The sequence below is a fragment of the Nitrospira sp. MA-1 genome (genome assembly GCA_032139905.1).
GTDB lineage: Bacteria > Nitrospirota > Nitrospiria > Nitrospirales > UBA8639 > Nitrospira_E.
Genome location: JAQJDB010000004.1, coordinates 143,463 through 159,119 on the forward strand (window position 1 = coordinate 143,463; position 15,657 = coordinate 159,119).

The window sequence follows — 15,657 nt, forward strand, 5'->3', positions numbered from 1 at the left end:
GGCTGTGACAAAAGAAAAACGCGAAAAATTTCAAAACCTTAGAGATAATGAGAGCCTTTCAATGACATCAGGAAGTCACGGAATACACTTTGCAGAACAACATTATCAAGTGAGTGGGCCGTTTGTGTCCCTACATCAAATTCATTTTCAGGAAGCCTAATGAATGGAACAAGAAAGAAACTCTGGAAGAACTGAATTCCCTCTTTTCAAAAGCGGTGGTGTTCTAAGGAGTGGTATTGAAAGCATGCATGGCGATGACAAAGATTAGTCCCTGGCTACTTGGTATGATGGTCACGGTGGTGCTGTTTTCCATGGATTATCCGGCACATGCCCAACGAACAATCCCATCTTCTTCCGTATTCGAGATTCCGGAAACCATTTTTGCTGCGGGTGATATTGCAAAATGTAACGGCGACCACTCTAAGTGGGAGGAGTTTCTGCAGATGGTGGGTCTTTTGACCGAAAGCGAGGGAGAAGAGAAAGAAGAGAAGGAGCCCACTTTCCACAAGCTTCTCGAACTCGTAGGTTGGATTGAGGAAACCGACTATCATGCGAAAGCAGAAAAAACCGCCAACATGCTTTATGGCCGAAAAGGCAGCATTCTCGCATTGGGTGATCTTGGGTACCCCATAGGGTCCTCCCGGTCCTTCACTGAATGTTATAACCGGTCATGGGGGAGGCTCAAGGACAGAACCTATCCGGTACCAGGAAACCATGAATACAAAACCAAGAACGCCATGGCCTATTTCGCTTACTGGGGCCGCCGGGCCGGGGAGGCGGGGAAAGGGTATTACAGTTTTGATTTGGGTGAATGGCACATCATCGCCTTAAATAGCAAATTGGAAAAGAGCCAATATCGCGACACGATCTCAGTCCAACATGCGTGGCTACAACAAGATTTAGCGGGCACCGACGCCAAATGTATTCTCGCCTATTGGCATCACCCCGTGTTCAGCTCCGGCAAACATGGGGGATCTCAAAGGATGAAAAATATCTTGCAGACCCTTTATGCAAGTGGAGTCAGCGTGGTTCTCATGGGCCACGACCATGATTACGAACGGTTTGCCCGCCAGAATGCCGAAGAGGACCTTGATCCCGCACGCGGCTTTCGCGCGTTTGTCGTGGGCACGGGTGGCGCTCCCCTGTATTCCCTTGAAACACGACAAAAAAATAGTGAATTCTTCCAAGCAGACACGTTTGGCGTTCTGAAACTCGAACTCTACTCCGATCGGTACAACTGGGAATTCTTGCCTGTTGGAGGAAGCCCACCTCTGGACACCGGGACCGGGTCCTGTGTCTTACCTAAGAAGAAATAAATGGTTGGATTGAACCAGGCAAATAGAGGTGGTTCCGTTTCTTTGAACACCATTGATAAGTGGATCGTATGCTCTTGGGGTAGGCCGTTCTGGGGTGCGGTGGTGATTGAAATTACACGTGATCAGGCGTCCGGCTAGCCAGGCTCGAATGAGGCTGGCGGCTGTTATAAACCTGGAAGGAGCGAGCAACGCCCGCCCGTGCTTCGGCAGCCGAGTCATAGCCTGTAAGTTACACTTTTTCAAATTTGACGGATCGCCACAGACCCTCCAAAAAGTCGTTCTCCCGCCACGCGTTAAGCTGCTAATAAACTCTGCCGCAACTGATGCCTGAGCCCTTCGGCTGTTTGGTGGTGGATACAGGGTGGAGACGGTTCAATATCGTTCTGCGCTCAGCAGGCCGCTTGGGTGCGCGCAGTTTCTGGAAAATCATTTTTCAATGTCAACTCGCCCATCTAGGCGAGAAGGACCTTCACATCCACGAGCCGCTCTGGCGTGGAGTCCCGATGCACACACATCCGGGGCTCGGTCTAGACGCAAGGTTTTCCATTGCAAAATTTGATTCGAGTGAACATCAAACCGTTGAGCATGCTCAGCCATGATGTGTTTACCTTTGACGGCGGCGCGGGCTACTTTTTATGTAAACGCTGGGTGAGTGCTTAGCCCATGAAATCATAGTCCTGCACCTTCAACGTGTTCAGTGAGCTTTCCCATCTCCGGCACATGTTCTTTACGGAAGGCATGCATTATCTTTTCTTCTGTGCATGATCCCGTACCGCTTTGACTGCGGAAAATCTAATTCTTTGAAAACAGCTGGCCTTTTACCAAGAGGGACAAGTGAGACCGAGATGCTTCGACAACGTCTCGCGAGTAATACTGGTGCTGCTCTTGTATGGGTTCACATGGAAAGAGGCCCTGGTGAATAATTCGTCAAAGACTTTAACCGGGTGCTGTCGTGCAGGATTTCTACTGCTCTGGCGTTGGAAGTCGCGGCCGGGGTGGTCACCGCCACCAAATAAATCCGCTTCAGATCAAGCGACAGGTTTTCTCGATCCCACTCGTACACCGTCACTCCACCGAGGCGCCGGTCCTCTGCAACAGGGAGAACAGGGAGTCCTCCCGAACTACCGAATCACACTCAAACCAACCAGGGCGTTGGCAGAGAACATTGATTGTTCTACGATTGGCTACACATCTGGGGAGGGTTTTTGTGGAAGAACAACTTATGGCCGCACCGAATTTCCGTGGAGTTAGAGGAAAGGCACTGTGTCCCTAACTGCAAGCTGGAACGTCCTGATCCTTGGCCTGGTCCATCGATCTGCTGTTGACTTCAGAGATGGAGATGGACACGCCACTCTGCTCCTCAACTGCCTGCTGCAAAAGTGGGATCATTTCGCTCAGGAGAGTGTTATACGTATCGGCAAAGCGTTCTTCCGTCACTTGCTCCATCGTCAATCGGGAGGCAATCTGTCGCCAATTACCATCCACTGCTTCTTTCATCAGTTGCGATGATGGAGACGATTTTCCATTTGCCAGATCGGACCGGCTGGCCACGATGAAGTACAGCGCTTCAACTGGCCGGCGATCTTTCGTACAGGCCGCCGTCTTGAATACTCTGGTGTCCTGTTGATTGAAGATGTCAATTTCGCCAGGCTGGGCCAGTAGTTGACCCGCTGTGAGGACGCCCCCCATCCCAATAACCGCCACAAAAGAGAGAAGGTATCTGCTCATGGTTCTCATGAAAGTTTAAGCTCCGACTGAGGACATAAGAGCATTGTACCAGAATGTTCAAGCCAGATCAGCGGCATCAGGTTATGCCGCAGCAACCTATATCCTCGCCTTGGTTTGCTTGCACGCGGCCCTTACGCCCAAGGCTGTGTTCTCAACCGCAACAACCCCACTCAAACGGCCGCCGTTGATAACAAGAAAACGGGACCCGTTCTTGAAGGGCCACCCAACATGGCGGGGGCACCCTCACGCAAAGGGATTTTGGTTTTCTCTTAGGATAAGCGACGGGGAGGGGACATACAGAACCGTCAGCCAACTGAGATATCCCACCGGAACGACATGGCATGCCATTGAGGATATAGAACGAGTCGGGTAAGGGTGGATACCATACCAGTCGTCATCCCCACAGGTTGATAGCGGGATCCATCAGAATAGAAACCAGATGGATTTCCGATAAACAATGTCGGAAATGACAGAAAAGGGAGAGATGCCGGATTAGCACTGTCCGGCGAGACCCATTCATCAATCATCCCCGCGGGAGTCAGCGGGGATCTATCTCCCCTCCTTTTCTTTGGTTCAAATAACCGTCGGCTTGCCTGCCAAGCCTATTCGCCGAAGTCGCTTCGGCTCCGAAGGCCGGGAATTCAGGCGCCAGCACGGTTTCCTTTTCGGCCGGACTCAGGGCATACGTTTTCAATATTCTGTTAGAGTTTGACTGATCGTAATCGCAGGGCATTAGTAATGACTGAGACTGAGCTAAAGGTCATCGCGGCTGCGGCAATCATCGGACTCAAGAGGATGCCGAATGCCGGATAGAGGATGCCGGCGGCAATCGGGACTCCGATGGCATTATAGAAAAAGGCAAAGAACAGATTTTGCCGGATGTTGCGCATGGTCGCCTGGCTGAGCCGACGGGCACGGGCAATGCCTCGAAGATCACCTTTGACCAGGGTGACTCCGGCGCTTTCCATAGCTACATCCGTGCCGGTCCCCATGGCAATGCCGACATGGGCCTGGGCGAGGGCGGGTGCATCATTGATGCCGTCTCCAGCCATGGCCACGATTTTTCCTTGTGCTTGAAGTTGCTGAATGATTCGGCTTTTCTCCTCGGGCAACACTTCCGCTTTTACCTCATCGATGTCGAGCTTCTGTGCGACCGCCTGTGCTGTTTGCTGATGGTCGCCGGACACCATGACCACTTGAATTCCTTCCTCATGCAACAGGCGAATGGCTTCCGAGGTTGATGGTTTAATCGGGTCGGCGACTCCGATGAGACCGGCAATCTGATTAGCGATGCCCACAAACATGACGGTTTGGCCGTCACGGCGCAGGTCCTCGGCTTTCTCCGCTAACGGTCCGAAGTCCTCGGGTTTCAGGTGGTACTCTTCCTCCAGGAATTTCCGTGTTCCGAGTGCCATGCTGTGTCCCTGAACGGTTCCGACCACGCCTTTGCCGGTTTTCGACTGAAAATCCTGAGTCTTCCATAACTCCAGCCCTTTGTCTTTCGCTCCGTTCACAATGGCGGAGGCCAGGGGATGTTCGCTGTTGCGTTCCAGGCTGGCGACCAATTGCAGGAGGTTATCCTCCTGCCTATCGGTAAGAGAAATGACTGACATCAATTTGGGTTTGCCTTCCGTGAGGGTTCCGGTTTTATCGACGACCAGGGTATCCACTTTTTCCAATTGTTCCAGGGCTTCCGCATGTTTCATCAAGACGCCGGCCGTGGCTCCTCGTCCCGTTCCCACCATAATGGACATGGGGGTGGCGAGACCCAACGCGCAGGGACAGGCAATAATGAGGACCGCAACTGCGTTGACGAGTGCGTGAGCCATGCGAGGCTCCGGACCGAAAAAAGCCCAGATAAAGAAAGTGAGTAACGAAACCCCGACGACAATCGGGACAAAATAGCCGGCTACCAGGTCGGCCATCCGTTGAATGGGCGCCCGGCTGCGTTGGGCTTCGCTGACCATACGAACAATCTGCGCCAGAACGGTATCCCGGCCGACTCGTTCCACTTGCATCACCAACGTTCCCGTTCCATTGACGGTTCCTCCGGTGACCTGAGCTTCTGCCTGCTTTTCCACCGGGATCGATTCTCCGGTAATCATCGATTCATCTATAGCACTTTGACCCTCAAGGATGACTCCGTCGATCGGAATTTTTTCTCCTGGGCGGATACGAAGCTTGTCTCCTGGATGTACCGATTCCACGAGGACGTCTTCCTCATCGCCATTTTCGCGAATACGCCTGGCAGTTTTTGGTGCCAAGCCTAGCAAGGCTTTGATGGCGCTGCCCGTCTGGCTGCGAGCCCGTAATTCCAGGACCTGGCCCAGTAGCACGAGGACGGTGATCACGGCAGCGGCCTCAAAATACACGGCGACCTCACCGCCTTCTCCCCTGAAGGAGGCGGGGAATAATTGAGGAGCAATGGTGGCCACGGCGCTATAGACATAAGCCGTACCGGTTCCCAACGCAATGAGCGTAAACATATTCAGACTGCGGTTGACGAGCGAAGCCCACCCGCGCTGGAAAAACGGCCAGCCGCACCATAAAACCACTGGCGTTGCCAATATCCATTGCACCCATGCATTGACCGACGGCGAGAGAATCTGCTGAACGGGTTTGCCGAGAATCATCTCGGACATGGCCAGGAAAAACACCGGGAAGGCCAACACAAGTCCAATCCAGAATCGGCGCATCATGTCCTGGAGTTCGGGATTCTCTTCTTCTTCAAGTGTGATTTCGCGAGGTTCAAGCGCCATCCCGCATTTCGGACAGGAGCCGGGCTGATCCTGTACCACTTCAGGATGCATGGGACAGACATATTCCGTTTTAGTCGCCGGTGCGATTGCGATATCCGGCTCCAGTGCCATGCCGCATTTAGGACAAGCCGCCGGTTTGGGAGATTCGACACCAGGACACATCGGGCAAATATATTTGGCGCCGGGCTTGGCCGGCACGGCATCCATCGACTGTGTATGTTTCCCAGTCAGATAGCCTTCCGGATCATGGCTGAATTTGTCCTGGCAACGGGGATTGCAAAAGTAATACATGGTGCCCGCATGCTCGAATTTTCCCGCAGCGGTAAGCGGATCCACCATCATGCCGCAGACCGGGTCCTTCACCTGCTCTACCTTGGCCATGCTTAATTCCCGTCGCCGGGGCTTATTTTCGGGGATATGAGGTTTTTGTTCCATTGTGATGGTCCTTATCATCAACAGGCGAAAGTAAGAAGGTCATCTGGCCCGAAGTGGAAATTCTCAGTGGCATCACCTATGGCCTTCGATTCGGTCGGCGTTCACAAATGAACTCGTTGATTCAGTATAGTGAAATACCTTTGCCATGGGGAAGCCAACCCGAAGTTTGCGTTACGGAAATAGGCCACAGTTTTCCCGTCTGCTTTAGTGCCATCGCGTTCCCTATATCCCCGCATGGATATAGTGTTAACATGGCTTAAGCTGACAGGAGCGTGAGTCTAAAGCTTTAGCCATCCACAGTTGAACGGCTTGAGACTTGTGCGGGGCCCAATCAACTTCGAGCAAGCTCTAACCCTTTGGCCTTGAGTTCCGGCAAAAAGCTGTGCTCCCGCACTGTCCGGTTGACCCTGTTAATTTCAATCCCAGCCAAGACAATGTAAAAATGGCCATCGACAGGTCACTGGTTGACGTGCTGAATGCACGTCGCATGACATTTTGGCAAACACAGGGCATAAGGCTATTACTGCGCGGACGCCCCAAGTTCGTGCGAGGAGAATGTCATCGTCATTACAGATCTCGGAAAAAAAATCGGATTTTTATTACCCGCACAAAATGCGTTGCGTGACGCCGGGGACACGGAGCTGCTGCGCTCGGAGCTGTTCAGCATCGAGCAATTGAAACGTCATGCGGTCACGCTAACCGGTCAACATACAATCGATCCGCACTCTGGACCGGACAAGTTATTACCTCGGCTGGCGGACAATGAGCGCGTGCTGGTGGCGGCGTATGACCTTGTGACAGCCGCCGTGACGCCCGGTCAACGGATCGTCGCGGCAGAGGCATGGTTGCTTGATAATTTTTATCTTATCGAGCAGCAAATCGTTCTGGCACGTCGCCATTTGCCGCGAGGGTACAGCCGGCAGTTGCCGCGACTGGCTGACGGTCCGTCAGCCGGTTTTCCCAGAATCTATGACCTGGCTTTGGAATTGATCTCTCATATGGACGGTCGTGTCGACAGCGACAATGCGACCCATATCGTTGCCGCCTACCAGACTGTTGAACCGTTACAGCTCGGAGAACTGTGGGCATTCCCGATTATGCTGCAGTTGGCACTTTTGGAAAACCTTCGCCGCGTGGGGTTGCGTATTGCCCGTCGGCGTGAGGAGCGCGACGCGGCGATCAGTTGGGCAGACCGCATGCACGCGACGGCCGAAAAGGAACCGAAACAGCTTGTTCAGTTGCTCGCCGAGTTCGCGAATGCTGATGTCCCCTTGACCGCACCGTTTGTGGAGGAATTTTACGCGAGACTCCAGGCTCAGGGGCCGGCTATGGCGTTCATTCAAACCTGGGTCGAACACAAACTACTCGAACAGGGGGTGACGGCGACGCAGTTGTCGGAGGCGGCCGGCCGAACGGCCGCGACCAATCAGATCTCCATCTCCAACAGTATCAGTAGTCTGCGTTTCATCGGAACAATGGACTGGAAGAATTACGTCGAGTCGCTCAGTGTTGTTGAAGAGACATTGTGTGAAGACCCGATGGGAATGTATACCAGCCAGGATTTCGCCACCCGCGACCGGTATCGGCATGTCATCGAAGATGTGGCGAGAGGCAGTTCGTGCAGTGAATGGGCTGTCGCACGCCAAGCGATTGTGCTTGCGCAGACTGCAGCTGCGCAGATGGGTTCCAACAACCGTGCCTCCCATGTCGGATACTACCTGATCGATCACGGACGCGACATACTGGAGCGTGGGGTGAACTGCCGTGTGTCGTGGAATTTGCGGATCAGCCGGGCGAGTCGGCCCTTCCGCCTGATCCTGTACCTCGGACCCATCCTGTTGCTCACGGCTCTGGCAACCTCGGTCGTGCTGTTCTCTTTCGAGGGATTCGGGTTGGATGATTGGCGGTTCTGGTTTTTGGGAATAACCGGGATGATGGGTGTCTCAGGGCTGGCCGTCTCGCTGGTGAATCTGGTGGTCACGCTGGCCTTAGCGCCTCGGGCGTTACCACGATTGGATTTCTCAAAGGGTATTCCATCCGTTCACCGCACGATGGTCGTGGTTCCCACCCTGCTGAGCCGGTCACAGGAGATTGATGATCTTCTCGAAGCCCTGGAGATCCGATATCTGGGGAATCGCGATCCCCATCTGTTCTTTGCCTTGCTGACGGATTTTCGTGACGCGCCTGAGCGTATGTTGCCGGATGATGAGGCATTGCTCGCCCGGGCTTCCGCAGGTGTCCAGGCGCTCAATGAGACCTACCGGGAGGACCGGCCGTGCATCTTTTATTTGTTTCACCGACCTCGAATGTGGAATCCCTACGAACGGGTGTGGATGGGGTATGAGCGCAAACGCGGCAAGCTGGAGCAGTTCAATGCCGTGCTGCGGGGAGAGGCACAAACGGCATTTTCCGATATTGTCGGTGATCCCTCCCTCCTCAGTTCCATCAAGTACGTCATTACGTTGGATACCGATACGCAACTCCCCCGTGACACGGGACGCACCTTGATCGGCAACATGGCCCATCCTCTCAATCGGCCGGTATACGATCCGGACAAGGGACGTATCGTCGAAGGCTACGCGATTCTTCAACCACGCACGTCAATCAGCCTGACCAGTGCCGGTCGGTCACGGTTTACGAAACTGTTCGCAGGTGAATCAGGCGTCGATCCCTATACGCGCGAGGTCTCGGATGTGTATCAGGATATTTTCGGGGAGGGGTCGTTCATCGGCAAAGGCATTTACGATGTGGATGCGTTTCGTCAGGCTGTCGATGGACGCTTTCCGGAGAACCTCATTCTCAGTCATGACTTATTGGAAAGCGGGTATGCACGTTCAGCACTGGTCACTGATGTCGATATCATCGAAGAGCATCCGGCTAGTTACGCCATAGAGGCGAGCCGAAGACATCGGTGGATACGCGGGGACTGGCAGCTTGCCGGCTGGTTGTTCCCACATGTGCCCGGACCGCCATGGCCCAAAGGATCGAAGGCGCAGCGGCAACCGAACCCACTGACAGCCCTGTCGGTGTGGAAATTATTTGACAACCTTCGACGCAGCCTCGTGTCCCCGTCACTGCTGGCTTTGCTGGTCGGTGGTTGGCTGATTGGTCCGGGATCGGGATGGGTCTGGACCCTGTTGGTCGGGGGTGTGGTGTTTTTGCCCATCCTGCTCGGAGCCATGATCGATTTCATCCGGAAACCTGAAGAGCGGGATTGGCTGGTGCACCTCATCCTCAAAAGCAAATCCACAGGCCATCCGTTCATGCTGGCGTTACTCACAGTGGTCTTATTGCCCTACGAGACGCTGATTAACCTGAATGCGATTCTGCGCTCGGGTGTGCGGATGCTGTTCACGAAACGCGGATTGTTACTCTGGCATATGCGATCCTATGTCAGTCGCAATGCGCGCCGGACCCTGCTTGATTTTTGTATGGAGATGTGGATCGGACCTGCTCTGGCGGTGGTACTGATTTTTGCCTTAGGGGTCAGCCGGCCGGAGGAGTGGGTGTTCTATGCGCCCGTGTTGTTGCTGTGGCTGGGGTCGCCGGTCGTCGGCTGGTGGATCAGTCTTCCCCATGTGGTCCCCGTACCGGACTTGACCGTTGAGCAACGAACGTTCCTTCGGGCCTCGGCCCGACGAACGTGGCGTTTCTTCGCGAAGTTCGTCAGTCCGCAGGATAACTGGCTGCCACCGGATAATTTCCAGGAATATCCGGCCCCGGCCATTGCCTCCCGCACCTCGCCAACCAACATCGGCATGTCGTTACTGGCAAACTTGTCTGCGTACGATTTCGGGTATCTGTCCGCCGGAGAATTTTTGCGCCTTACGGAATACACTTTGGCGACGATGGAAAAGCTGGAACGTTACCGCGGCCATTTCTATAACTGGTACGACACACGAACCCTGAAACCGCTTCGTCCGCTCTATGTCTCGTCGGTGGACAGCGGAAATCTGGCTGGCAGTTTGCTCACCTTGCAAGCGGGATTGGCCGAGTTGAAAGATCAGCCGGTGCTGTCCTCGTGCCCGTTTCGTGGCCTGCAGGATACCTTGCAGGTCTTTGCCGAACACGTGCCCTCGATACCGGCCCCCGAACTTTCGAAGAAGATCAAGGTTCTTCAGGACACTCTTCATACATTCACATTGAACGGGGAACCACAGACATTGGCAGGCGCGGAACGACAGCTGGAAGAGATTCACCGCATCGCCGGGGAACTGGTAGCCTGGCTTCCGGCAGATAGCGATATCGATGGCGAACTCTATCAATGGGCACAGGCATTCGATCAGCAATCCTGCGCACTGCGAGATGACCTGAGATGGTTGGTCCCCGAGTCGGGGCACTTCACCTCCATCCCGACACTGGTGGAACTGGCCAGAAAGCGGGTCGTGGGTACCCAAGGGCTGTCATCAGCCGGAGTGGGCGCATCCCCGCATACAGCGGCAGTGGAGCGGATAAAAATCATCGATGATTTGGTGAATCGTTGTCGCGAATTGGCGGGAATGGACTTTGAATTTCTCTATGAGACGTCCTGCGGCTTGCTGACCATCGGATACGATGTGGGGGAACGGCGCCGTGATCCGTCCTGTTATGATTTGCTCGCATCAGAAGCACGTTTGGCAAGTTTTCTCCTTGTCGCACAGGGACAGGTTCCGCAAAAGCATTGGTTCTCACTCGGTCGCCAGCTGACCAGTTATGGCGGCGCCGTGAGTTTAATTTCGTGGAGCGGCTCGATGTTTGAGTATCTCATGCCGCAACTGATCATGCCGAGTTACCAGAACACCTTGTTGGAGGAGACCTGCAAGGCCGTGGTGTCCCGCCAGATCGAATACGGTCGACAACGCGCGGTGCCATGGGGCATATCCGAGTCCTGCTATAACGCCACTGATATGCACCATGTTTATCAATATCGGGCGTTTGGGGTCCCCGGGCTGGGCTTTAAGCGGGGGCTGGGAGACGACCTGGTCATCGCGCCTTACGCCAGCGCGCTGGCGCTCACGGTGATGCCGCGAGAGGCCTGTCGCAACTTACAGACCATGGCGAGCAATGGATTCTGTGGCGTCTACGGATTCTACGAGGCGGTGGATTACACGCCTTCCCGCGTGCCTCGAGGGAAGAATCACGCGATCGTGCGCACGTTCATGGCGCATCATCAAGGCATGAGCCTGTTGGCGTTTGCGCATGTCCTGCTCAATCAGCCGATGCAGCGCCGTTTCATGTCTGCCCCTCACATACGGGCGACCGAATTGTTGCTGCAGGAGCGCGTGCCGAAGAAGGGCGCGACGTTGCATCCCCATGCGGCTGAGGTGAGCGCCGCCGCGCGCCCTGCCGCTGCGGAAGGCGGGGCAATCATGCGCGTGTTTACCGACCCGAACACGCCGATCCCTGAAGTGCATCTGTTATCCAATGGCAGGTACCACCTCATGTCGACTCATGCCGGTGGCGGATACAGTCGCTGGCGTGATCTGGCCGTGACCCGTTGGCGCGAGGACGTGACGTCCGATTGTTGGGGCACATTCATCTACTTGCGTGACCGCGACTCGGGACGGTACTGGTCCACGGCGCATCAACCGACATTGCGCACGGCCGATCACTATGAAGCCATTTTTGTGCAGGGGCGCGCCGAATATCGGCGGCGCGACCTGGGGATTGAAGCCCATACTGAGATCAGTGTGTCACCTGAAGACGATGTGGAAATCCGACGCGTCACGCTCACCAACCTGTCGATTCGTACCCGTCATATCGAGGTGACGAGTTACGCGGAGGTCGTCTTGGCGCCATTGAATGCCGACTTAGCCCACCGATCATTCAGCAACCTGTTCGTGCAAACCGAAATCCTGCCGGACCGCCAGGCGATCCTCTGCCGGCGACGTGCCCGGACTCCGGGGGAGGCGACACCGTGGATGTTTCACCTGTTGGCTGCGCCCGGGGCTGTAGCCGACGAGCCCTCCTACGAGACGGACCGCTCAAAATTCATCGGGCGGGGTCGAACGGCGGCCAACCCTGTGGCACTGGAGAGCGATGATCCTTCGTCGACCTTGTCGAATACGGATGGTTCGGTGCTCGATCCTATCGTGGCCATCCGCCGCACCATCGCCTTGTCGTCCGATGAGTCCTCGACCGTGCAGATCATCTCCGGGGTCGCGGACACCCGGGAGGCTGCATTGGTGCTGCTTGAGAAATATTGCGACCGGCATTTCGTTGAGCGTGCTTTTGAAATGGCCTGGTTCCAAAGTCAGGAGGTGCTGCGTCATCTCAACGCCACCGAAGCGGAGGCTCAGGTCTATGGTCGCCTGGCCACCTCAATCATTTTCGCCAATGGCTTGCGCCGTGCTGCGCCAAGCGTCATTGCCCGCAACCAGCTTGGTCAGTCCGGGCTTTGGCGTTTTGTCGTCTCGGGTGATCTGCCGATCGTTCTGCTCCGTATTGGCGACCGGAACCGTATCGACCTGGTCAAACAAGTGCTGCAAGCCCATGCCTATTGGCGGATGAAGGGGTTGATTGCGGACTTGGTCATCGTCAACGAGGATTTCTCCGGCTATCGGGCGGTGCTGCAAGACCAGATCATGGGGCTGATCAATGCGGGTCACGAACCGCAAATTCTTGACAGACCGGGTGGGGTCTTTGTGCGGCGTGCCGAAGAATTGTCCGAAGAGGATCGGGTCTTGTTCCAGACAGTCGCCCGCGTGGTGTTGACCGATACCGCCGAGACATTACTCGAGCAGGTGGAGCGCCTCGTCCCGGTTGTGCGTCTGCCGGACCATTTGGTGCCATTGCGGCGACCGGCAGTCATACCGGCCCAACCATTGGCGGCTCGTGACCGAATTTTCTGTAACGGTCTGGGTGGGTTCACACCCGATGGGCGCGAATATGTCGTCACTCTTGAACCTGGGCAACATACACCGGCGCCCTGGGCGAATGTCATCGCCAGCCCACACATTGGCACGGTGGTCAGTGAGAGCGGGAGCGCGTATACCTGGGTGGAAAACGCGCACGAGTTCAGACTGACCTCATGGCACAATGACCCGTTGAGCGACAGTAGCGGCGAGGCGCTCTACATTCGAGACGAGGAAACGGGTGCATTCTGGTCGCCCACGCCATTGCCCGCTTCCGGTCGGTCCGGCTATGTGTGCCGTCACGGATTCGGGTACAGCGTGTTCGAGCATCACGAAGCCGGTATTGCCTCGGAACTGTTCACCTATGTCGCCATGGACGCACCGGTCAAGTTTGTGGTGATCAAGTTGCGCAACCATTCGAAGAGGCCCCGCCGATTGTCGCTGACGGGATATTGGGAGCTGGTGCTCGGAGAGTGGCGCCATAGCAATATGATGCACATTGTGACCGAAACAGATCCGCACAGCGGTGCCCTGTTTGCCCGCAATGCCTATGGCCGGGAATGTGCCAATCGAATGGTCTTTGTTCAGGTCAGCGAGCGGGAGCGCACGGTGACGGGAAACCGTACCGAGTTCATTGGCCGCAATGGGTCCCTGGCCAGTCCGGCCGCGATGCGCCTCAAGCGTTTATCGGGCAAAACCGGTGCGGGTCTTGATCCCTGCGCGGGCATACAGACCTCGATCGAACTGGCCGAGGGGCAGGAGAGTGAGGTCGTGTTCATCTTCGGCGCGGCCCGCAACACCGATGAGGCGCAGTATTTCATCGAACGATTCGGCGGACCGGCTGGTGCCCGTTGGGCCTTGGAAGCGGTGTGGGACCACTGGAACCGGACGTTGGGAGCGGTGCATGTGGAGACGCCGGATCGAGCGTTGGACGTATTGGCCAACGGTTGGTTGGTCTACCAGACGTTGTCCTGCAGGCTTTGGGGACGTAGCGGGTATTATCAATCCGGTGGCGCCTACGGGTTCCGTGATCAATTGCAAGACACCATGGCGCTCATTCATGCCACGCCCTGGCTGGCCCGTGAGCAGTTGCTTCGATGCGCCGAGCATCAGTTCCGCAAGGGTGACGTCCAACATTGGTGGCATCCGCCCAATGGACAAGGCGTGCGCACCCATTTCTCCGATGACTATTTGTGGCTTCCCTATGCCGCCTGCCGGTATGTCCTGGCCACCGGCGATACGGGAGTCCTCGACGAGTCAGTTCATTTCCTTGAGGGCCGTGAGTTGAATCCGGAAGAGGAGGCTTACTACGACCAGCCGCAACGTTCGACTGAAGCGGCCAGTCTCTATGACCATTGCGTGCGGTCAATCAAACATGGATTACGGTTTGGCGAACATCAATTACCCCTAATGGGCTGTGGCGATTGGAACGATGGAATGAATCTCGTCGGTCGTGATGGCAAGGGTGAGAGTGTATGGCTGGCGTGGTTCCTGTACGAAAACCTACAGCTGTTTGCAGGCCTGGCTCGTCGTCGAGGAGACGAGGCGTTTGCCCACATGTGCACCGGGCAGGCTTCGCGGCTGCGCGACAACATTGAGGCCAATGCCTGGGATGGCGAATGGTACCGGCGGGCCTATTTCGATGATGGCACACCCTTGGGTTCGTCCCAGAATGCCGAATGCCAAATTGATTCGATCAGCCAGAGTTGGGCGGTCATTTCGGGCGGCGGTGATCCCAATCGAGCCCGTCAGGCCATGGCGGCGGTGGACACGCGCCTGGTGCGACGCGAAGATCAACTCATTCAGCTACTTGCACCACCATTTGACACCTCAGACCTTGAGCCCGGTTATATCAAAGGTTACGTGCCCGGCGTTCGTGAAAATGGTGGCCAATACACCCATGCCGCCATTTGGACGACGACGGCGTTTGCCCTGTTGGGGAACAGGGAGCGGGCGTGGGAATTGATTAACATGCTCAATCCCATCAATCATGGGAGTCAACCGGATGATATGGAACGCTATAAGGTTGAGCCCTACGTCATGTGCGCGGACATTTATGGTGCGCTGCCACACACCAGCCGGGGGGGGTGGACATGGTACACCGGAGCGGCAGGCTGGATGTATCGTCTAACCGTGGAAACCCTCCTGGGCTTGCAACTGGAGATCGACTATCTGGTTATCGCCCCCTGTATCCCGGCCCATTGGGAAGGGTACAAAATACACTATCGCTTTCGCGAGACCGTCTATCACATCACCCTCAGGCGCCTTGGTGAAAAACCGGAACACGTGAGCCGTCTATCGATGGACGGTGTGGAAATCGATGGCGTGGGCATGGATGCGGCAGGGCGACCGCAAGGCAGGATCCACCTGGTGGACGACCGCCGGGATCACTACATTGAGGTGGATTTGAGCTAATGGAGTCTTTCTGCCTTTCTCCTCTTTGTTGAAGGCTTCACTCGCTCACATAGAGAAGAAAATGTCTGTTGCCCCAGGCTTATGGGGCAATCTATTTCATAGCTTGTCGGCGGACCGACTGGCGACACCATAGGATCCATCCGGCCTTCAGACCAGGCTCCTGTCCGTGTG

Annotated in this window: 6 protein-coding genes; 2 read left to right on the forward strand and 4 right to left on the reverse strand. The window is 55.6% G+C overall.

Going from position 1 to position 15,657, the window contains the following annotated elements; genetic code table 11:
- Positions 1 to 254: 254 nt before the first annotated feature.
- Complete coding sequence (locus PJI16_03725) at positions 255 to 1,316, forward strand: metallophosphoesterase (protein ID MDT3776667.1); 1,062 nt, start codon at positions 255 to 257, stop codon at positions 1,314 to 1,316.
- A 426-nt stretch (positions 1,317 to 1,742) separates the two neighbouring features.
- Here PJI16_03725 and PJI16_03730 read toward each other — a convergent pair whose 3' ends face one another.
- The 4 genes from PJI16_03730 to PJI16_03745 form a co-directional block, all read right to left on the reverse strand.
- Positions 1,743 to 1,913 carry a hypothetical protein gene (locus tag PJI16_03730; GenBank protein MDT3776668.1) on the reverse strand — a complete coding sequence of 57 codons (171 nt, stop codon included), beginning with the start codon at positions 1,911 to 1,913 and terminating at the stop codon, positions 1,743 to 1,745.
- Between the two features lie 298 nt (positions 1,914 to 2,211).
- Positions 2,212 to 2,379, reverse strand: coding sequence for a hypothetical protein (locus tag PJI16_03735; protein MDT3776669.1), 168 nt, complete (start codon positions 2,377 to 2,379; stop codon positions 2,212 to 2,214).
- 206 nt (positions 2,380 to 2,585) lie between these two features.
- A complete protein-coding gene (locus PJI16_03740) occupies positions 2,586 to 3,044 on the reverse strand; it encodes a hypothetical protein (protein MDT3776670.1) in 459 nt (152 codons plus the stop codon).
- A 701-nt stretch (positions 3,045 to 3,745) separates the two neighbouring features.
- Positions 3,746 to 6,184, reverse strand: coding sequence for a heavy metal translocating P-type ATPase (locus PJI16_03745; protein MDT3776671.1), 2,439 nt, complete (start codon positions 6,182 to 6,184; stop codon positions 3,746 to 3,748).
- Positions 6,185 to 6,879: 695 nt separating this feature from the next.
- Between PJI16_03745 and PJI16_03750 the strand changes: the two genes are divergently transcribed.
- Positions 6,880 to 15,486, forward strand: coding sequence for a glucoamylase family protein (locus PJI16_03750; GenBank protein ID MDT3776672.1), 8,607 nt, complete (start codon positions 6,880 to 6,882; stop codon positions 15,484 to 15,486).
- The last annotated feature ends 171 nt before the right edge of the window (positions 15,487 to 15,657 follow it).

Coding starts and splice junctions, on each gene's coding strand:
- PJI16_03745 (MDT3776671.1), bottom strand. CDS start 6,184: ATGGCCAAGGTAGAGCAGGTGAAGGACCCGGTCTGCGGCATGATGGTG.
- PJI16_03730 (MDT3776668.1), bottom strand. CDS start 1,913: ATGGCTGAGCATGCTCAACGGTTTGATGTTCACTCGAATCAAATTTTG.
- PJI16_03740 (MDT3776670.1), bottom strand. CDS start 3,044: ATGAGCAGATACCTTCTCTCTTTTGTGGCGGTTATTGGGATGGGGGGC.
- PJI16_03725 (MDT3776667.1), top strand. CDS start 255: ATGACAAAGATTAGTCCCTGGCTACTTGGTATGATGGTCACGGTGGTG.